Genomic DNA, 20953 nt, shown 5'->3' with positions numbered 1-20953 from the left:
CGTGGTTTGAATTTGATTTTCGAAGAGTATAAGAAAAAAGCAGAGTTGGAAGTCAATCCAATTCTGCTTTTAAATAGTTTAAAACCTTTTCCAGATTTTCTAAGGATACCTTGGCAAATTGATAAGGGCAGGCATCCAAGTAAGCCTCCTCAAAGAAGTCCAATTTCAGCTGACTGTGTTTTAGGCTGGCGATTTTAGGATACTGTCTGAGATCGAGCAATAAACCATCGTGTAGGGGATAATGAGGAAGGGGACAAGGTGTTTTAGTTAAGATTTCCTCGATTTGTTTTTGGTAAGTTTCCTGATTGGACAAGCGAGCCAGACGATTTTTCTCAAATAATTGACTGTCAATATAGAGTGATAAGGCCTTTTGCATGATGAGGTTGCTGTCGTAGTCTAGGATATTTTTGTAGGCCACAAAGGCTTCTTTGATAGCATTTGGCAGAATGAGTGCCGTAATCCGCAGGGCTGGAAAGAGGCTGGTTGAGAAGGACTTGATATAAATGACGCGCTCCTCTGTATCTAGATAGTGGAAGGTCTGGCCCTTCTTGGAGTCCAAATCCCCCAAATAGTCGTCCTCTACGATATAGACACCATACTTGGCAGCTAAGTCAAGAATAGCTCGTTTGTCCTGCTCAGAATAGGAATGCCCCAGAGGATAGTGGAAGCGAGGAATGGTATAGAAAAACTTAATTTTTCCTGTTTTGAAGTGGCCTTCCAGTTCCTCCAAGTCAATCCCATCAATGCCTCGTTCAATCGTTTGATAGTCCAGACCTTGAGCAATCAAGAGACGATTCATCCGATGGTAGGTCGGCTGTTCCACCAAGATTGCCTTGGCTTGGCTAGGAAAGGATATTTGAGAAAGGATAAACAAGGCTTGCTGGGTTCCAGAAGTCAGTACAAGTTGATCAGCCTTGCAGTAGAGGGCTTGGTCAAAGAGCAGTTTATGAATGGATTGTCTTAAGTCTTCTAAACCTTCTTGGTTGTCATAGTAGTTGAAGAGGTAGTTTTCTCGGCCAATTAAGGTTTCATTGACACAGAGTCGGAAATCGTCATAGGCGCTGGCATGTTCGTCCGTAACCTCGATTTCTAGATCTTGATGTTGCCCTTGTTCTAGGACATAGTAGCCACTCTGGGGCTTGGCATAGAGGTATTGTTCGTGTCGTAATTCCAGTAGGGCTCGTTGAATGGTATCCTTGCTACAGTGAAAGTCAAGGCTCAGTTGACGGATAGAAGGCAGGCGACTACCCGTCGGAAAGCGTCCAGACTCGATACTATTTTTCAGATAAGCTATGACCTCTTGGTACTTGCTTTGTTTCTTCATTCCAGACCTCCCTTGATTTTGTTACATTGTACCCTTTTTTTTCCTTCTTGGCAATGTCTAGGGTGTTTCTCTCTTTCACATCTAGGGGCAAATGTGGTATACTTAGGAGTAACATTTATAGAATAACAGATAAGAAAGAGAATGGATAAGAACGTGCAGGAACCAGTGAAATTATTTCAATACAATACCCTTGGAGCCTTGATGGCTGGCCTTTATGGTGGTACCATGACGGTAGGAGAATTACTAGAGCATGGCGACCTTGGTTTGGGAACCTTGGATTCTATTGATGGAGAATTGATTGTCTTAGATGGCAAGGCTTATCAGGCCAAAGGATCAGGAGATCAGCCAGAAATTGTGGAAGTATCACCAGATGCCCTTATTCCTTATGCAGCAGTAGTACCGCATCAGGCAGAGGTTATTTTCCGACAGCGCTTTGAGATGACAGACAAGGAATTGGAAGAGCGGATTGAGTCTTATTATGATGGAGAAAATCTTTTCCGTTCTATTAAGATTCGTGGGGAATTTTCGCATATGCATGTGCGTATGATTCCTAAGTCAACACCAGATACCAAGTTTGCTGAGGTTGCGACCCATCAGCCTGAATATAGTCGAGACAATGTTGCGGGGACCATCGTTGGTTTCTGGACGCCAGAAATTTTCCATGGGGTCAGTGTGGCAGGCTACCATCTGCACTTCATCTCAGATGATTTGACCTTCGGTGGACATGTCATGGACTTTGTCATCAAGGAAGGTATTATCGAGGTGGGAGCTGTTGACCAGTTGGACCAACGTTTTCCAGTGCAAGACCGTCAATACTTGTTTGCTAAGTTCAATGTTGACGAGATGAAAAAAGATATTGAAAAGGCAGAATAGGAGAAGAAAATGACCATTCATATTATCATTACCATGGTGCTTTTGCTAGCTTTCTTGCTAGGGAGCATTTGGTATGCCAAAAAGAAGTACCAGATTAATTTAGCTGTCTTGGGCTTGGGGGCTGTAGCTTTCTTTGTATCTTCACAGATTTTAGAAAAACTGGTGCATATCTTGGTTTTGCATCCTCAAAAAGACGGCAGTATTGCCCTCTTGCAGGATCATCCACTTGTCTATATCATCTATGGCTTAGCCATGGCAGCCTTTTTTGAGGAAACAGCTCGTCTTGTTTTTTTCAAATGGTTGGAGAAAAAGAGAAATTTGGAAAAGGCAGACGCCTTAGCCTATGGACTGGGGCATGGTGGCTTGGAGTTGATTTTCCTAGGTCTTACTAGTTTGATTAATCTCTACATCGTTCTCTCAGCAGTTCAAACTCAGAATCCACAGGTCATGCAATTGCTGTCTGAAAATATGTTGAAAACTATCCAGTCGCTATCAGTCTGGCAGATTTATTTGCTTGGTTTTGAGAGAATCTTGGCCCTAGGTTTCCAATTACTCTTGACTGTTTGGGTCTACCAAGCTGTTCGCCAGAAGAAATGGATTTATCTCCTAGCAGCCTATGGCCTACATGCCTTCTTTGATCTGGCACCATCTCTAGTCCAAGTTGGCTGGTTGACAAATCCAGTCTTGGTTGAAGTTGTCCTAGCAGTTGAGCTCGTTCTGGTTGCCTATGGAACCAAGGCAATCTTTTGTAAAAAATCATAAAAAGAGGGGAAACCTCTTTTTTTGTTTAAAATAAGCCCAAGACTTTTTTAGGGTCGTCAAATGGTCTTAAAAATGGTATAATGGAATGAATTTTGTAAAAGGAAGAGTATCATGTCAGTAAAAGAAAAAATGCTTGAAATCTTAGAAGGAATTGATATCCGCTTCAAGGAACCCTTGCATAGCTATAGTTATACTAAAGTAGGTGGAGAGGCTGATTATCTGGTCTTTCCACGAAATCGTTTTGAGTTGGCTCGCGTTGTTAAATTTGCCAATCAAGAAGACATCCCTTGGATGGTTCTTGGAAATGCCAGCAACATCATCGTTCGTGATGGTGGGATTCGTGGATTTGTCATCTTGTGTGACAAGCTCAATAATGTTTCCGTTGATGGCTATACCATTGAAGCAGAAGCTGGTGCCAACTTGATTGAAACAACACGCATTGCCCTTCGTCATAGTTTGACTGGATTTGAGTTTGCTTGTGGCATTCCAGGAAGTGTTGGTGGTGCTGTCTTTATGAATGCGGGTGCCTATGGTGGCGAGATTTCCCACATCTTGCAGTCTTGTAAGGTCTTGACCAAGGATGGAGAAATCGAGACTCTGTCTGCCAAGGACCTGGCTTTTGGTTACCGCCATTCAGCCATTCAGGAGTCTGGTGCTGTTGTCTTGTCAGCTAAATTTGCCCTTGCTCCAGGAAGCCATCAGGTTATCAAGCAAGAAATGGATCGCTTGACGCATCTACGTGAACTCAAGCAACCTTTAGAATACCCATCTTGTGGTTCGGTCTTTAAGCGTCCAGTAGGACATTTTGCAGGTCAGTTGATTTCAGAAGCAGGTCTTAAAGGCTATCGTATCGGCGGTGTAGAAGTGTCAGAAAAGCATGCCGGCTTTATGATTAATGTTGCTGATGGAACGGCTAAAGACTATGAAGACTTGATTGAGTCGGTTATTGAAAAAGTCAAGGAACACTCCGGTGTTACCCTTGAGAGGGAAGTCCGTATTTTAGGGGAAAGCAAGTAGAAAGCTGTAGTTGAAAAGCTGCTGCTATATCATGGAAAGGGGGTGAAAGCCTATCGTCAGTGCAGAAGAATGTAGGCAGTTCAGTCTCCTACACGAGGTAGTAGCGGCCTGACAGAGCCCTGATCTGTTAATCTATGAAAAAGAAGGAATAAATGACAATTGAAAAAACCAATTATTGAATTCAAAAACGTCTCGAAAGTTTTTGAAGACAGCAACACCAAGGTTCTCAAAGATATCAACTTTGAGTTGGAAGAAGGGAAGTTCTATACTCTTCTAGGCGCATCTGGTTCAGGGAAATCAACTATCCTAAACATCATTGCAGGTTTGCTAGATGCGACGACAGGAGATATTTTGCTGGACGGTGTCCGCATCAATGACATCCCAACCAACAAGCGTGACGTCCATACGGTCTTCCAATCCTATGCCTTGTTTCCACATATGAATGTGTTTGAAAATGTTGCTTTTCCACTCCGCTTGCGCAAGATTGACAAGAAAGAAATCGAGAAACGCGTAGCGGAAGTTCTCAAGATGGTTCAGTTGGAAGGGTACGAAAAACGTTCCATCCGTAAACTCTCTGGAGGACAACGCCAGCGTGTGGCTATTGCCCGTGCTATCATCAACCAACCCCGTGTGGTCTTGCTGGATGAGCCTTTATCAGCTCTGGACTTGAAATTGCGAACAGACATGCAGTATGAACTGCGTGAACTACAACAACGATTGGGCATTACCTTTGTCTTTGTCACTCACGATCAGGAAGAAGCCCTTGCCATGAGTGACTGGATTTTTGTTATGAACGATGGTGAGATTGTCCAGTCAGGAACACCTGTGGACATCTACGACGAGCCGATTAACCACTTTGTTGCCACCTTTATCGGGGAGTCAAATATCTTGCCAGGAACCATGATTGAGGACTACTTGGTTGAGTTTAACGGCAAACGCTTCGAAGCGGTCGATGGAGGGATGAAGCCAAATGAACCTGTTGAGGTCGTTATTCGTCCAGAGGACTTGCGGATTACCCTTCCTGAAGAAGGCAAGCTCCAAGTTAAGGTGGATACCCAGCTCTTCCGTGGGGTGCACTATGAAATTATCGCCTATGACGAACTTGGGAATGAATGGATGATCCACTCAACCCGTAAGGCCATCGTGGGTGAGGAAATTGGTCTTGACTTTGAACCAGAAGACATCCATATCATGCGTCTCAACGAAACCGAAGAAGAGTTCGATGCTCGTATTGAGGAGTACGTAGAAATCGAAGAGCAAGAAGCAGGTCTGATCAATGCAATCGAGGAGGAAAGAGATGAAGAAAACAAGCTCTAAACTCTTTGTAGTGCCCTACATGCTCTGGATTGCCCTCTTTGTATTGGCACCCTTGGTCTTGATTTTCGGTCAATCCTTTTTCAACATTGAAGGCCAGTTCAGTTTAGAAAATTATAAGTCATACTTTGCGTCACAAAACTTGACTTATCTCAAAATGAGTTTCAACTCAGTACTCTATGCAGGGATTGTGACCTTTGTGACCCTGCTTATCAGTTATCCTACAGCCCTCTTTTTGACCCGTCTCAAGCACCGTCAACTCTGGCTCATGCTGATTATCCTGCCTACTTGGATCAATTTGCTCCTCAAAGCCTATGCCTTTATCGGGATTTTTGGTCAAAATGGCTCTATTAATCAATTCTTGGAATTTATCGGAATTGGTTCACAACAGTTGCTCTTTACCGATTTCTCCTTTATCTTTGTCGCAAGCTACATCGAGCTTCCCTTTATGATTTTGCCCATTTTCAATGTCTTGGACGATATGGATAACAATCTCATCAATGCTAGCTATGACCTCGGTGCTACCAAGTGGGAGACCTTCCGTCATGTCATCTTCCCTCTGTCTATGAACGGCGTGCGAAGTGGGGTTCAATCTGTCTTTATTCCAAGCTTGAGTCTCTTCATGCTGACTCGTTTGATTGGTGGGAACCGTGTTATTACGCTGGGGACAGCCATTGAGCAAAACTTCCTGACAAATGACAACTACGGTATGGGTTCTACCATCGGTGTGATTCTCATCCTGACCATGTTCATCACCATGTGGGTGACCAAGGAAAGGAGAGAACGATGAAAAAATTTGTCAATCTTTATCTGGGACTGGTCTTTCTTGTTCTCTACCTGCCGATTTTTTACTTGATTGGATACGCCTTTAATGCAGGCAATGACATGAATAGCTTTACAGGCTTTAGCTTGAGCCATTTTAAAACCATGTTTGGCGATGGTCGCCTTATGTTGATTGTGACTCAGACCTTTTTCTTGGCCTTCCTGTCAGCCTTGATTGCGACCATTATCGGGACTTTTGGAGCTATTTATATTTACCAGTCTCGTAAGAAATACCAAGAAGCCTTTCTTTCACTCAATAATATCCTCTTGGTTGCGCCTGACGTTATGATTGGTGCCAGCTTCTTGATTCTCTTTACCCAACTCAAGTTTTCACTTGGCTTTTTGACCGTTCTATCTAGTCATGTGGCCTTCTCCATTCCTATCGTGGTCTTGATGGTCTTACCTCGACTCAAGGAAATGAATGGCGACATGATTCATGCGGCCTATGACCTTGGTGCCAGTCAATTTCAGATGTTTAAGGAAATCATGCTTCCTTACCTGACTCCGTCTATCATTGCTGGTTATTTCATGGCCTTCACCTATTCGCTAGATGACTTTGCTGTGACCTTCTTTGTAACGGGAAATGGCTTTTCAACTCTATCAGTTGAGATATACTCTCGTGCTCGGAAGGGGATTTCGCTAGAGATCAATGCCCTGTCTGCCCTTGTCTTTCTCTTTAGTATTATCCTGGTTGTTGGATATTACTTTATCTCACGTGAGAAGGAGGAGCAAGCATGAAAAAACTCTATTCATTTTTAGCAGGAATTGTAGCCATTATCCTGGTCTTGTGGGGAATTGCGACGCATCTAGATAGTAAAATCAATAGTCGAGATAGTCAAAAACTGGTCATTTACAACTGGGGTGATTATATCGATCCTGAACTCTTGGAGAAATTCACAGAAGAAACAGGAATCCAAGTCCAGTACGAGACTTTTGACTCCAATGAAGCCATGTATACAAAGATTAAGCAGGGTGGAACGACCTATGATATTGCCATTCCTAGTGAATACATGATTAACAAGATGAAGGACGAAGATCTCTTGGTTCCGCTTGATTATTCAAAGATTGAAGGAATTGAAAATATCGGACCAGAGTTTCTCAACCAGTCCTTTGACCAAGGCAATAAATTCTCCATTCCTTACTTCTGGGGAACCTTGGGAATTGTCTACAATGAAACCATGGTAGAGGAAGCGCCTGAGCATTGGGATGACCTCTGGAAACCAGAGTATAAGAACTCTATCATGCTCTTTGATGGGGCGCGTGAGGTATTGGGGTTAGGTCTCAACTCTCTGGGCTACAGCCTCAACTCCAAGGATACCCAGCAGTTGGAAGAGACAGTGGATAAGCTCTATAAACTGACTCTAAATATCAAGGCTATTGTGGCGGACGAAATGAAGGGCTACATGATTCAGAACAACGCTGCTATCGGCGTGACCTTCTCTGGTGAAGCCAGCCAAATGCTGGAGAAAAATGAAAATCTACGCTATGTGGTTCCGACTGAGGCCAGCAACCTTTGGTTTGACAATATGGTTATTCCCAAAACAGTCAAAAACCAAGATGCAGCCTATGCTTTTATCAATTTTATGTTGAAACCCGAAAATGCTCTCAAAAATGCGGAGTATGTTGGCTATTCAACACCAAACCTACCAGCTAAGGAATTACTCCCAGAGGAGAAAAAAGAAGACAAGGCCTTCTATCCTGATGCTGAAACCATGAAACACCTAGAAGTTTATGAGAAATTTGACCATAAATGGACAGGAAAATATAGCGACCTCTTCCTACAGTTTAAAATGTATCGGAAGTAGGAGTTAGATGTAAGAAAACGGATCAGTCAAGCTGGTTCGTTTTTTTATAGAAGTCATTTTTTTCAGCCATATATTTTTCTATTCTAGTTGCTTATCTTCTTTCTCAGTAGTATACTAAGTTTAACCTTACAGAAAGCGGTAATAAATAATGAAAATATCTACTTTTTTCAAAAAATTTTATTGGCCAGCCTTTTTGACTGTTCAGCAAACTGTTATACTATTCTCTCTAAAGGATGGTTTGGATCGACAATACCTAACAACTGATTCCATACATTTGGTGATAGGGTTCTTTATATTTGTAAATATTTTCGAAGCTATCTTTAACAATTCAAAACTTTGGAATAAAAGTTGGGATAAAAAGAGTGATAGTAGTAAGAAAAAATATGTTCTGAAAAAGTAATCTGATATGTAGGAAATGGGTTATTAAATGGAAATCATTTCCAGTTGACGCAAGCTTAAAAAAACGATATAATAAGAAAGTTGAGAATTGATTTTCAGTTGTCTTAGTCCAGAGAAATGGCGGTGCTGCGAGCCATCTAAGCTAGGAAGTCATGCTACTCAATCATACAATTGCATAAGAATAAGAGAATGACAAGTTCATTGAATGAAGGTGGTACCGCGGTTTTTCGCCCTTCGTGATATGAGCTTGTCTTTTGATTTTTGGAGGTGTTGATGAAAACATTTCTTGTCAAACAAAAGTTTCGTCTTGGAGGCGAACGCTTCGCTATCAAGGATGACAGGGGAGAAATCGCCTATCAGGTAGAGGGATCATTTTTTAAGATTCCCAAAACTTTTACTATCTATGATGCGACTGGTGAACAGGTCAGTCAGATTAGTAAAGAAATCTTGACCTTGCTTCCTCGTTTTGAAATTCAGCTTCGGGATGGCTCGAGTTTTGTCATTCGCAAGAAGTTGACCTTCTGGCGAGATAAGTATGAGTTTGATAATCTAGGTCTTCATATCGAGGGCAATATCTGGGATTTGAATTTCAAATTGCTGGATGATCGCGATCAGCTGATTGCGGAAATTAAGAAGGAACTCTTCCATTTGACCTCCACCTATAGCGTAACGGTCCTTGAGGACGCTTATGCAGACCTAGTCATTTCCCTCTGTGTCGCGATTGACTATGTGGAAATGCTGGAAAGCAAATCACATTAAACAAGTAAATAAGGAGACAATATGAAACAACTATCTAGTGCACAAGTACGCCAAATGTGGCTTGATTTCTGGGCGACCAAAGGTCACTCTGTAGAACCATCAGTGAGCCTGGTTCCTGTAAATGACCCAACACTTTTGTGGATCAACTCTGGAGTAGCAACCCTTAAGAAATACTTTGACGGGACCATCATCCCTGAAAATCCACGTATTACCAATGCCCAAAAGGCTATTCGTACTAACGATATCGAGAACGTAGGGAAGACTGCACGTCACCATACCATGTTTGAAATGTTGGGGAACTTCTCTATCGGTGATTACTTCCGTGACGAAGCCATCACTTGGGCTTATGAGCTTTTGACAAGCCCAGAATGGTTTGACTTCCCAGCTGAGAAACTTTACATGACTTACTATCCAGATGATAAAGATTCTTACAACCGCTGGATTGAAGTGGGAGTGGACCCAAGTCACTTGATTCCAATCGAGGACAACTTCTGGGAAATCGGTGCGGGACCTTCTGGACCAGATACAGAGATTTTCTTTGACCGTGGAGAAGCCTTTGACCCAGAAAATATCGGCATTCGTCTCCTTGCAGAAGATATCGAAAACGACCGTTATATCGAAATCTGGAACATTGTTTTGTCACAATTTAATGCAGACCCTGCTGTTCCTCGTAGCGAATACAAGGAATTGCCACACAAGAACATTGATACGGGCGCTGGTTTGGAGCGTTTGGTGGCAGTTATCCAAGGGGCTAAGACAAACTTTGAAACAGACCTCTTCATGCCAATCATTCGTGAAGTGGAGAAATTGTCTGGTAAGATCTATGACCAAGATGGCGACAACATGAGCTTTAAGGTCATCGCTGACCACATCCGTTCCCTTTCATTTGCCATCGGTGATGGTGCCCTTCCCGGAAATGAAGGTCGTGGTTACGTCCTTCGCCGTCTCCTCCGTCGTGCTTCTATGCATGGTCAAAAATTGGGAATCAACGAGCCTTTCCTTTACAAACTCGTTCCAACCGTTGGAAAAATCATGGAAAGCTACTACCCAGAAGTGCTTGAAAAACGTGACTTTATTGAAAAAATCGTTAAGAGTGAGGAAGAGTCATTTGCGCGTACCCTTCACTCAGGTCAACACTTTGCCCAAGGTATCGTAGCAGACTTGAAAGAAAAAGGTCAATCTGTTATCGCTGGTTCAGATGTATTCAAACTCTATGATACTTATGGATTCCCAGTTGAGTTGACTGAAGAAATCGCTGAAGAAGCTGGCATGACTGTCGACCGTGAAGGTTTTGAAGCGGCTATGAAAGAACAGCAAGAACGTGCGCGTGCCTCAGCTGTCAAGGGTGGCTCAATGGGGATGCAAAATGAAACCCTTCAAAACATCACTGTAGAAAGTGTCTTCAACTACAATGCTAGCCAATTGTCTTCTAAATTGGTGGCTATCGTGGCTGACAATGCAGAAGTAGAAGCTGTGTCAGAAGGAACTGCCTCACTTATCTTTGCGGAAACGCCATTCTATGCTGAAATGGGTGGACAGGTCGCTGACCACGGACAAATCTTGGATGAGTCAGGTAAGGTTGTGGCTACTGTGACAAATGTTCAAAAAGCACCAAATGGACAAGCTCTTCATATAGTTGAAGTCCATGCACCACTTGCTTTGAACCAAGAATATACCTTGGCAATTGATACTAATCGTCGTCACCGTGTCATGAAAAACCACACAGCGACTCACTTGCTTCACGCTGCCCTTCACAATATCCTTGGAAACCACGCAACACAAGCAGGATCGCTTAATGAAGTCGAATTCCTTAGATTTGACTTCACCCACTTCCAAGCAGTGACTGCTGAAGAATTACGTGCGATTGAGCAGCAAGTCAACGAGAAAATCTGGGAAGCTCTTGAAGTGAAGACAGTTGAAACGGATATTGACACTGCTAAAGAAATGGGAGCTATGGCTCTCTTTGGTGAGAAATACGGTAAGGAAGTCCGTGTTGTTACTATCGGTGACTACTCTATCGAGCTTTGTGGTGGTACCCACGTTGGCAACACTTCTGAGATTGGACTCTTCAAGATTGTCAAAGAAGAAGGGATTGGATCAGGAACTCGCCGTATCTTGGCAGTGACTGGTAAGGAAGCCTTTGAAGCCTACCGTGAACAAGAAGATGCTCTTAAAGCAGTCGCAGCAACCTTGAAAGCACCTCAAGTCAAGGAAGTACCTCACAAGGTAGAAGGACTTCAAGAACAACTTCGTCAATTGCAAAAAGAAAATGCTGAGTTGAAAGAAAAAGCCGCAGCTGCAGCCGCAGGCGATATCTTCAAGGATGTGAAGGAAGTTAATGGTCACCGCTACATTGCTAGTCAAGTGTCTGTATCAGATGCCGGTGCCCTTCGTACCTTTGCAGATAACTGGAAACAAAAAGACTACTCTGATCTTCTTGTTCTAGTTGCTGCTATCGGTGACAAAGTCAATGTCCTTGTAGCAAGCAAGACAAAAGACCTTCATGCAGGAAACCTTGTCAAAGAATTGGCACCAATCGTCGATGGACGTGGTGGTGGTAAACCAGACATGGCCATGGCGGGAGGAAGCAATCAAGCTAAAATCCAAGAATTGTTGGATGCAGTAGCAGGTAAATTGTAAGAAAATAAAGATCTATCCATTTGGGTAGGTCTTTTTGTGAATGCAAAAAAGCCAAATCCGATTGGACCTGGCTTGAATATTATGAACTATTAAATAGTATTGGCTGCCCAGACACTTACCGAAGCAGCTGAGACTGGGAATTGTCCATAACCTTCCTCATCAATTGTAACTTGATCTTGGTGGTTTTCAAGTAAATCTACAAAGGTTTGGTTAGCCCATTCTTGGCCGACAAACATTGACTTGCTGTTTTCTTGGTCATTTGAGATAAGGACTGCGATTGGGGATTGATTTTCAGCACCTGAGCGTACCCAACCGATACAGTTAGCATCATCAAAGTAGTCATTTTGTTCTCCATAGGCCAAATCTTTTCGGATGGCTAGGAGGCGGTCAAGGACTTCTTTGAAATCTTGTTGAGCATACTGCCCTGAAATCCCATAGTAGTCTCCGTAAAAAACACATGGAAGCCCATCTTGGCGTAATAGAATGAGGGCATAGGCTGCTGGTTTAAACCATTCTTCAACAGTAGACTCAAGGGCTTGTCCTCGTTGTGTATCATGATTGTCGACAAAGGTTACAGCCTTGTCGGGCTTGAGTTCAACCAAGCTATCTGTGAAAATACCACGAAGGTCATAGTTTGCGCCAGCTTGACTGGCTTCAAAGAGATTCTGGTGGAGACGAACATCAACAAGGTCGAATCGTTCTTCCGTTTTTTCAAGGTAGTCTAGATTGGCTTCCTTGTCAGGATTCCAAAATTCACCAAAAACATAGAAATTCTCACCGTATTTTTCCTTCATATCACGGATAAAATTGCGCATGAAGAAAGAGTCAATGTGTTTAACAGCATCCAAGCGGAAACCAGCTACACCAGTCGTTTCCATGAACCAGTCAGCCCAGTCATAGATATTTTGGATGACTTCAGGATGTTTAAAGTCTAGGTCGGCATACATGAGGTAGTCGTAGTTACCGTTTTCATTATCGACCAATTCCTCATTTGCCCAACCCTTGTTGTCTCCTTGAATCAGATAAATCCCAGACTTGCGGCGTTTGGCATCATAGTCTGTACCGGTGAAGTGGTACCAGTGCCAGTGGAAGTCATTATAGGTATCTTGGCGACCATCGAAGGTAAAGCTAGTCCAGCCATTGATAGTGAAGGGTTCTCCAAGTTCAACTGTACGGTCAACCGGATCCACTTCGATAACCTGAAAGGCTTCCATGTGATCAGCAGCAGCCTTGTGGTTGAGCACCACATCGGCCATAGGTTGAATTCCCTGTGCTTTTAGAGCTTGAATGGCTTGAAGATAGTCTTCTTTAAAACCATACTTGGTGCGGACAGTTTCTTTTTGGTTAAACTCTCCTAAGTCGAATAAGTCATAGACCCCATAACCTACATCTTTTTCATTGGTCGCCTTAAAAGCTGGTGGCATCCATACATGGCTGATACCGAGATCAGCTAGGTGTTGAGCATCTTCAGCCAGATGCGTCCAGTGCTGACCGTCGTGGGGCAGATACCATTCAAAGTATTGCATGAGTGTTTGATTTTGCATGATGTTTCCTCTTACTTGTCAATCTTGTTCTTTATTCTATCATAAAGTATTGGTTAGCTCAAACGTTTGCGTAAAACTGAATAATAAGTTTTTGACTATTTTATATAAAATGTTGATTTTTAAAATGAAAGCGCTATAATTATAGTAAATTACATAGATAAAGAGAGGAGATTTCTCATGATTGAATTTCAAAATGTTAGTAAGTTGTATGGTGATAAAGAGGCCTTGAGCAATCTCAATCTACAGATTGAAAATGGGGAGATTATGGGCTTGATTGGCCATAATGGTGCTGGAAAATCGACCACTATAAAATCCTTAGTCAGTATCATTTCGCCCAGTAGTGGTCGTATTTTAGTAGATGGTCAGGAGTTATCGGAAAATCGATTGGCTATTAAACGAAAGATTGGCTATGTAGCAGACTCGCCTGACTTATTTTTGCGTTTAACAGCCAATGAATTTTGGGAATTAATCGCCTCCTCTTATAATCTGAGCAGCTCTGACTTGGAAGCTAGTTTAGCTAGGCTATTGAGTGTTTTTGATTTTGCTGAAAACCGCTATCAGGTTATTGAAACCCTTTCTCACGGAATGCGTCAGAAAGTCTTTGTCATCGGAGCACTCTTGTCTGATCCTGATATTTGGGTCTTGGACGAACCCTTGACTGGTTTGGACCCTCAGGCTGCCTTTGATTTGAAGCAAATGATGAAGGAGCATGCGCAAAAAGGCAAGACAGTCTTGTTTTCAACCCATGTCCTAGAGGTGGCAGAGCAAGTCTGTGATCGGATTGCCATTTTGAAAAAGGGACATTTGATTTATTGTGGTAGTGTGGAGGACTTGAGAAAAGACCACCCAGACCAGTCTTTGGAAAGTATCTACCTTAGCCTTGCTGGTAGAAAAGAGGAGGTTTCAGATGCGTCTCAAGGTCATTAAAAAATTAGTTGATATCAATATCCTCTATTCATCTCAAGAAGCTAATCTGGCTAACCTACGAAAGAAGCAGGCTAAGAATCCTGGGAAAAAAGTAAATGTTTCCGCTAGAGTCCTAAGTTCTTACATTTTTTCTAGCCTCTTGATGCTTTTCATGTTTATAAATATAGCCTTTCGTTTTCCTTTTGAGGAAATGCCAAGTTTTTTTAGTACCATGGTTGCTATTTTACTGGTGCTTGCCTTTTCAACTTCTTTCACTGCATTTTACAATGTCTTTTATGAGAGTAAGGACTTGGCATCGTATAGGCCCTATGCCTTTAAAGAATCAGAGATTATAATTGCTAAAGGACTGTCTGTTCTCTTGCCAGCTCTAGCTGGAATTGTACCAATCCTAGCTTATTTTCTAGTCCTCTATATTAGGCTAGCTCCTTCTCTTTGGCTGGGTTTGCCTTTGATGCTGCTGTCCTTGGCCTTATTATTTGTCTCTGTTACTTTAGTGATGGTAGTGGCAGTACATTTCTTGGCTCAGACTACGGTCTTCAGAAAGTATCAGTCTATTTTTTCGAATGTGATGATTGGGATAGGGGTTCTCATACCTTTAATATTTGTCCTCTTTCTACAGTCGACTTTTGGAAGTATTGTTGACAAAGTTAGAGACATTCCATTTCTCCTTTATCCTCTTCATCTCTTTTACAAAATAGCAGTGGAGCCTTTTTCGACAGAAGCCATACTGGGTCTGCTCGCTTGGATAACTCTAACTGTCTTCTTGCTTTACCTGACCAAAAAGAAGGTTCTTCCTCATTTTTATGAAGTGATCCTGCTTAATAGTGAGGAGAAGGTCAAAAAAGAACGTCGCAGTAAGGAGAGAATTTCAACTACTAATAAAAAGGGCTTTTTCCGTATGGTTTTACGCTACCATCTCACCCTCTTGGGACAGGGGACTGGCGTGATTACAGTGCTTTTTACAAGTGCTTTCCTTCCCTATCTCATGATGATCGGTCTGATTTCCAACATCCGAGATTCTCAGATAGTTCCAGACATTCATCCTCCATACTGGTTACCCTTGTTTTTTATAGGTCTCTTTCTAGCTGTTGTCAATAACAATATCACCAGCCTGCATTCAATTGCCTTATCCTTGGAGAGGGAAAATGTTGATTTTCTTAAGAGTTTACCCTTTGACTTTGCTCGTTATGTGAAAGTGAAATTTTGGATTATATTTGCTGTCCAGTCCTTTTTACAAGTTCTGACTTTACTTGGTCTTTCTCTATATTTAGGCTTGCCCATCCTTTCGATGATTTACCTTCTTGTAGTCTGGACCCTTGCCAGTGTCATCCTTTCTTGCCACCATTACTTTAAGGACGTTAAAAATTTGTCAACCAATTGGAGTAACATTACGGACTTGGTGAACCGTTCAAATCGTATAGTAGCAATTGTTTTGATTTTGGTTTATAGTGCAATCTTAATGGCCCTTGTAATAGGGAGCATATTCTTGGTTCGGTCTCTCTCCCCTATCCTTGCCATTAGCTTGGGACTTGCAGTTCTTGTCGTCTTGCTTGCTCTTGCTATTTTTGGCTATCACTACTACCTGTCACGCATATTGGCAGAAATAGAAAAAAGATGAGCTAGTTGGTCGCTTGCTTGATAAATTTTATAAAAAGAAATGCTCCTCCGTTCTTGGAAGAGCATTTTTTATTGTAACTCTCACACAATTATTTCTAATTTTTTATTAGTATTAATAAACCATTTTTAAAAGAAGAGTAAAAAAGCAAGGGTAGTTTCTTTTTTGAGAATTGTCACAAAATTTGCTATAATAGTGACTATGAATAGAATAAGAGTCAGCAAAAGGGTTGAAAAGAAGCTCGCCAAAGGTCTGGTTTTACTTGAAGCCAGCGATCTTGAGAATGTCAATCTTAAGGATCAGGAAGTAGAAGTTCATAGTCAAGATGGAAACTTTCTAGGGACTGCCTACCTTTCCCAACAAAACAAGGGCTTGGGCTGGTTTGTTGGGAAAGACAAGGTGACCTTCAATCAAGCTTTCTTTGAAACGCTGTTTAGACAAGCTAAAGAAAAGAGAAGTGCCTACTATCAAGATGATTTGACAACTGCCTTTCGTCTCTTCAACCAAGAGGGAGATGGCTTTGGCGGTCTGACAGTGGACCTTTATGGCGACTATGCTGTCTTTTCTTGGTATAACTCTTATGTTTATCAGATTCGCAAGGTTATCTCAGAAGCTTTTAGACAGGTTTTTCCTGAGGTTTTAGGAGCATATGAGAAGATCCGTTTTAAGGGTTTGGACTATGAATCTGCCCATGTTTATGGTCAAGAAGCACCTGACTTCTTCACTGTTTTGGAAAATGGTGTCCTCTATCAAGTCTTTATGAATGATGGCTTGATGACAGGGATTTTCCTAGATCAGCACGAAGTTCGTGGTAGTCTAGTGGATGGGTTAGCTATGGGTAGATCCTTGCTCAACATGTTTTCTTATACAGCAGCATTTTCAGTAGCTGCGGCCATGGGAGGAGCTAGCCAGACAACTTCAGTTGACCTAGCTAAACGTTCACGAGAATTGTCTCAAGCGCATTTTCAGGCAAATGGAATCAGCACAGACGACCATCGTTTTATAGTCATGGATGTTTTTGAGTATTTCAAGTATGCTAAGCGAAAAGGCTTGACCTATGATGTGATTGTCCTAGATCCGCCTAGCTTTGCTCGGAACAAAAAACAAACGTTCTCTGTGGCCAAGGATTATCACAAGTTGATTTCCCAGAGTCTTGAGATTTTAAATCCGGGCGGTATTATTATTGCCAGTACCAATGCTGCCAATGTATCCCGCCAGAAATTTACAGAACAAATTGATAAAGGCTTCGCAGGAAGAAGTTACCAGATTTTAAATAAATACGGTCTTCCAGCAGATTTTGCCTATAATAAAAAAGATGAAAGTAGTAATTACCTCAAGGTGATTAGTATGAAGGTTAGTAAATGAAATTAATCGTTTCAGTAATGCCAAGAAGTTTAGAGGAGGCCCAGGCTCTGGATGCCACGAGGTATCTGGATGCCGACATCATTGAATGGCGTGCCGACTATCTGCCTAAGGAAGCGATTTTGCAGGTAGCTCCAGCTATTTTTGAAAAATTCGCAGGCCGTGAGTTGGTTTTCACGCTGCGAACTCGTTCTGAAGGGGGAGAAATCGACCTTTCTCCAGAAGAATATATCCGTCTAATCAAGGAAGTGGCGCAACTCTATCAACCAGACTATATTGATTTTGAGTACTATAGCTACAAGGATGTTTTTGAGGAAATGCTGGACTTCCCGAATCTCGTTTTGAGTTACCATAATTTCCAAGAAACACCTGAAAACATGATGGAAATCTTGTCAGAGTTGACGAGCCTAAATCCAAAACTTGTTAAGGTTGCAGTGATGGCTTACACGGAGCAGGATGTGCTAGATTTGATGAACTATACACGAGGCTTTAAAACCCTCAATCCTGAGCAGGAGTATGTAACTATTTCTATGGGCAAGGTGGGCAAGGTCTCTCGTATCACTGCGGATGTGACAGGTTCTAGCTGGTCCTTTGCTAGTCTAGATGAGGTAAGTGCCCCAGGTCAAATTTCCCTAGCTAACATGAAAAAAATTCGGGAGATTTTGGATGAAGCTTGATGGCTATACACGTTTAGCTGCCGTTGTTGCCAATCCTATTAAGCATTCTATTTCCCCCTTTATCCACAATAGTGCCTTTGAGGCGACAGCTACCAATGGTGCTTACGTGGCTTGGGAGATTGAAGAGGGTGATTTGGCAGAAACAGTGGCCAATATTCGTCGCTACCAGATGTTTGGTATCAACCTGTCCATGCCCTATAAGGAGCAGGTGATTTCTTATTTAGATGAATTGAGCGATGAAGCGCGCTTGATTTGTGCGGTTAATACGGTTGTCAATGAGAATGGCAATTTAATTGGATATAATACAGATGGCAAGGGATTTTTTAAGAGCTTGCCTTCTTTTACAATTTCAGGTAAGAAGATGACCCTGCTGGGAGCAGGTGGTGCGGCCAAGTCCATTATAGCACAGGCTATTTTGGATGGTGTCAGTCAGATTTCAGTCTTTGTTCGTTCAGTTTCGATGGAAAAAACAAGACCTTATCTAGACAAGTTACAAGAGCAGACAGGCTTTAAAGTGGATTTGTATGCTTTAGAAGATGTTTCTGAACTGCAAGCAAGGATTGGTGAGTCGGATTTACTGGTCAATGCGACAAGTGTGGGCATGGATGGTCAATCATCCCCAGTTCCTGAAAGCATTAATTTGCCAGAAACTATCTTGGTGGCAGATATCATTTACCAACCCTTTGAAACGCCATTTTTGAAATGGGCTAGAAGTCAGGGTAATCCAGCCGTCAATGGTCTGGGAATGTTGCTCTATCAAGCTGCAGAAGCTTTTCAACTGTGGACAGGCAAGGAGATGCCGACGGAAGAGATTTGGCAGTCCTTAACAGAAAAATACCAATAAAGAAAAGGAGACTCTCCTATGAAAATCAGAATCGATATTCCTCATCATCCTTATGAAATTCAGATTGAAAAAGGTTGTCTAGCTCAGGCTGGTCAATGGTTGCGAGAACTCTGGCAACCTCAAAAAGTGGTTATCGTGACCGATAACCATGTAGCTTCTCTTTATGCAGAGAAGGTCAAGCTCAGCCTAGAAGATGCTGGTTTTCAGGTAGCTGTTTTTGACTTTTTAGAAGGCGAAGAAAGAAAGAATTTAACCACTGTCCAGAAAGTTTATGAATTTTTAGTCAAGCAAGGTCTGACTCGTAGCGATGGAATCGTGGCTCTCGGTGGTGGTGTCGTTGGAGATCTGGCTGGTTTCGTAGCCTCTACCTATATGCGGGGTATTCACTTTGTTCAGATTCCGACTAGTTTGACAGCCCAGGTGGATTCTTCTATCGGTGGAAAGACAGGCGTTAACACTCCATTTGCCAAGAATATGGTGGGGACTTTTGCCCAACCAGATGGGGTTCTGATTGACCCACTTGTCCTTGAAACACTCGGAAAAAGAGAGTTGATTGAAGGAATGGGTGAGGTTATCAAATATGGCTTGATTGAGGATCCAGAACTGTGGAAAATTTTGACGGAGTTGGACGGTTCTGTTGAGAGCATTCTGGAGCATGCAGAGATCTTGATTGAACATTCTTGTCAGGTCAAGCGCAAGATGGTGGTTGAGGATGAGCTGGACAATGGTGTACGCCTTTACCTCAACTTTGGCCATACTATTGGTCATGCCATTGAAGCAACGGCTGGTTATGGGAAAGTCATGCATGGAGAAGCTGTGGCTATGGGTATGGTACAGATTTCCAAGGTTGCTGAGGAAAAAGGTCTCATGCCAGAAGGAATAACCCAGTCTATTATAGAGATGTGTCAGAAATTTGGCTTGCCTGTTGATTATGAAAACTGGGATGTTGACAAGCTTTATCAGGCTTTGACTCATGATAAGAAAGCGCGTGGCAATACCTTGAAATTGGTCTTGGTACCAGAGCTTGGTTCAGCGACTATTCACCCAGTTTCTCTGGAAGAGATGAAAGACTACTTGGTAAAATAAGGAGAGTGTATGAGATATTTAACTGCAGGAGAATCACACGGCCCCCGTCTGACAGCTATCATTGAGGGAATTCCAGCTGGACTTCCTTTGACAGCTGAGGATATCAATGAGGATTTGAAACGTCGTCAGGGTGGATACGGCCGCGGTGGTCGTATGAAGATTGAGAGTGACCAGGTTGTCTTTACTTCAGGCGTTCGCCATGGGAAGACGACTGGGGCTCCCATTACCATGGATGTCGTCAATAAGGACCATCAAAAATGGCTGGATATCATGTCTGCGGAGGACATTGAAGACCGCCTTAAAAGCAAACGGAAAATCACCCATCCACGTCCAGGTCATGCCGACTTGGTTGGGGGCATCAAGTACCGTTTTGATGATTTAAGAAATTCTTTGGAGCGTTCATCAGCTCGTGAAACCACCATGCGGGTGGCAGTTGGTGCAGTAGCCAAACGCCTCTTGGCTGAGCTGGATATGGAGATTGCCAACCATGTCGTGGTCTTTGGTGGCAAGGAAATCGATGTTCCTGAAAATCTGACAGTCGCTGAGATTAAGGAAAGAGCTGCCCAGTCTGATGTTTCTATTGTCAACCAAGAAAGAGAACAGGAAATCAAGGATTATATTGACCAAATCAAACGTGACGGTGATACTATCGGTGGGGTTGTCGAGACAGTTGTCGGAGGTGTTCCAGTTGGTCTTGGTTCCTATGTCCAATGGGACAGAAAATTGGATGCAAGATTGGCCCAAGCTGTTGTCTCTATCAATGCCTTTAAAGGGGTGGAATTTGGTCTTGGCTTTGAAGCTGGTTATCGTAGAGGCAGCCAAGTCATGGATGAAATTCTCTGGTCTAAAGAAGACGGCTATACCCGCCGTACCAACAATCTTGGCGGCTTTGAAGGTGGTATGACCAATGGGCAACCTATCGTTGTTCGAGGCGTGATGAAGCCCATTCCTACTCTCTACAAACCACTAATGAGTGTGGATATCGAAACCCATGAACCCTACAAGGCAACTGTGGAGAGAAGTGATCCGACCGCTCTTCCAGCAGCCGGTGTGGTCATGGAAGCTGTTGTGGCAACGGTTCTGGCACAAGAAATCCTTGAAAAATTCTCATCAGACAATCTAGAGGAATTAAAAGAAGCGGTAGCCCAACACCGAGATTATACAAAGAACTATTAAGGAGTTC

The 20953-nt window shown here is 42.7% G+C and carries 19 protein-coding genes; 17 read left to right on the top strand and 2 right to left on the bottom strand.

From position 1 onward, the window contains the following. Positions 1-52: 52 nt before the first annotated feature. Positions 53-1324 carry an aminotransferase-like domain-containing protein gene (locus tag HMPREF2701_RS02365; RefSeq protein ID WP_061590281.1) on the bottom strand — a complete coding sequence of 424 codons (1272 nt, stop codon included), beginning with the start codon at positions 1322-1324 and terminating at the stop codon, positions 53-55. Positions 1325-1465: 141 nt separating this feature from the next. On the opposite strand from HMPREF2701_RS02365, the gene budA reads away from it, so the two are divergent. The 10 genes from budA (at position 1466) to alaS (ending at position 11715) form a co-directional block, all read left to right on the top strand. Then, entirely contained in the window at positions 1466-2197 is a 732-nt protein-coding gene (gene budA, locus HMPREF2701_RS02360) for an acetolactate decarboxylase (RefSeq protein WP_000360298.1), read from the top strand. Positions 2198-2206: 9 nt separating this feature from the next. Beyond that, positions 2207-2959: a YhfC family intramembrane metalloprotease gene (locus HMPREF2701_RS02355; protein ID WP_061590280.1), complete on the top strand. Its 753-nt coding sequence runs from the start codon at positions 2207-2209 to the stop codon at positions 2957-2959. Positions 2960-3070: 111 nt separating this feature from the next. After that, positions 3071-3976, top strand: coding sequence for a UDP-N-acetylmuramate dehydrogenase (gene murB / locus HMPREF2701_RS02350; protein WP_061590279.1), 906 nt, complete (start codon positions 3071-3073; stop codon positions 3974-3976). 159 nt (positions 3977-4135) lie between these two features. After that, positions 4136-5293, top strand: coding sequence for an ABC transporter ATP-binding protein (locus HMPREF2701_RS02345; protein WP_000742895.1), 1158 nt, complete (start codon positions 4136-4138; stop codon positions 5291-5293). Next, positions 5274-6080: an ABC transporter permease gene (locus tag HMPREF2701_RS02340; protein WP_000753801.1), complete on the top strand. Its 807-nt coding sequence runs from the start codon at positions 5274-5276 to the stop codon at positions 6078-6080. Before HMPREF2701_RS02345 ends, HMPREF2701_RS02340 begins: the two co-directional genes overlap by 20 nt. After that, positions 6077-6850, top strand: coding sequence for an ABC transporter permease (locus HMPREF2701_RS02335; protein WP_070482013.1), 774 nt, complete (start codon positions 6077-6079; stop codon positions 6848-6850). The genes HMPREF2701_RS02340 and HMPREF2701_RS02335 overlap by 4 nt, the downstream gene beginning before the upstream one ends. Further along, complete coding sequence (locus HMPREF2701_RS02330) at positions 6847-7917, top strand: ABC transporter substrate-binding protein (protein WP_070482012.1); 1071 nt, start codon at positions 6847-6849, stop codon at positions 7915-7917. Before HMPREF2701_RS02335 ends, HMPREF2701_RS02330 begins: the two co-directional genes overlap by 4 nt. 148 nt (positions 7918-8065) lie before the next feature. Beyond that, positions 8066-8317, top strand: coding sequence for a hypothetical protein (locus HMPREF2701_RS11605; protein WP_033688503.1), 252 nt, complete (start codon positions 8066-8068; stop codon positions 8315-8317). 272 nt (positions 8318-8589) lie between these two features. Beyond that, complete coding sequence (locus tag HMPREF2701_RS02320) at positions 8590-9075, top strand: LURP-one-related/scramblase family protein (protein WP_070482011.1); 486 nt, start codon at positions 8590-8592, stop codon at positions 9073-9075. Between the two features lie 21 nt (positions 9076-9096). Beyond that, complete coding sequence (gene alaS, locus HMPREF2701_RS02315) at positions 9097-11715, top strand: alanine--tRNA ligase (protein ID WP_070482010.1); 2619 nt, start codon at positions 9097-9099, stop codon at positions 11713-11715. Positions 11716-11804: 89 nt separating this feature from the next. Here the strand turns inward: alaS and HMPREF2701_RS02310 are convergent, their stop codons facing one another. Next, complete coding sequence (locus HMPREF2701_RS02310; RefSeq protein WP_070482009.1) at positions 11805-13259, bottom strand: alpha-amylase; 1455 nt, start codon at positions 13257-13259, stop codon at positions 11805-11807. Between the two features lie 177 nt (positions 13260-13436). On the opposite strand from HMPREF2701_RS02310, the gene HMPREF2701_RS02305 reads away from it, so the two are divergent. The 7 genes from HMPREF2701_RS02305 (at position 13437) to aroC (ending at position 20946) form a co-directional block, all read left to right on the top strand. Further along, positions 13437-14186 carry an ABC transporter ATP-binding protein gene (locus HMPREF2701_RS02305; protein WP_070482008.1) on the top strand — a complete coding sequence of 250 codons (750 nt, stop codon included), beginning with the start codon at positions 13437-13439 and terminating at the stop codon, positions 14184-14186. Then, positions 14167-15804 carry a hypothetical protein gene (locus HMPREF2701_RS02300; protein ID WP_070482007.1) on the top strand — a complete coding sequence of 546 codons (1638 nt, stop codon included), beginning with the start codon at positions 14167-14169 and terminating at the stop codon, positions 15802-15804. Before HMPREF2701_RS02305 ends, HMPREF2701_RS02300 begins: the two co-directional genes overlap by 20 nt. Positions 15805-16002: 198 nt before the next feature. After that, positions 16003-17166, top strand: a complete 1164-nt coding sequence (locus HMPREF2701_RS02295; RefSeq protein WP_061590273.1) for a class I SAM-dependent rRNA methyltransferase — start codon at positions 16003-16005, stop codon at positions 17164-17166. Next, positions 17163-17840, top strand: coding sequence for a type I 3-dehydroquinate dehydratase (gene aroD, locus HMPREF2701_RS02290; protein ID WP_061590272.1), 678 nt, complete (start codon positions 17163-17165; stop codon positions 17838-17840). The genes HMPREF2701_RS02295 and aroD overlap by 4 nt, the downstream gene beginning before the upstream one ends. Beyond that, positions 17830-18684, top strand: a complete 855-nt coding sequence (locus tag HMPREF2701_RS02285) for a shikimate dehydrogenase (RefSeq protein WP_061590271.1) — start codon at positions 17830-17832, stop codon at positions 18682-18684. Before aroD ends, HMPREF2701_RS02285 begins: the two co-directional genes overlap by 11 nt. Before the next feature lie 18 nt (positions 18685-18702). Then, a complete protein-coding gene (gene aroB, locus HMPREF2701_RS02280) occupies positions 18703-19770 on the top strand; it encodes a 3-dehydroquinate synthase (RefSeq protein WP_061590270.1) in 1068 nt (355 codons plus the stop codon). Positions 19771-19779: 9 nt separating this feature from the next. Continuing rightward, complete coding sequence (gene aroC, locus HMPREF2701_RS02275; RefSeq protein WP_070482006.1) at positions 19780-20946, top strand: chorismate synthase; 1167 nt, start codon at positions 19780-19782, stop codon at positions 20944-20946. Positions 20947-20953: the final 7 nt, after the last annotated feature.

This window comes from Streptococcus sp. HMSC077D04 (assembly GCF_001808785.1).
In the GTDB taxonomy this organism is placed as follows: domain Bacteria; phylum Bacillota; class Bacilli; order Lactobacillales; family Streptococcaceae; genus Streptococcus; species Streptococcus mitis_BX.
The sequence above is the reverse complement of the archived record's forward strand: the minus strand, read 5'-3'. Positions and strand labels throughout refer to the sequence as shown.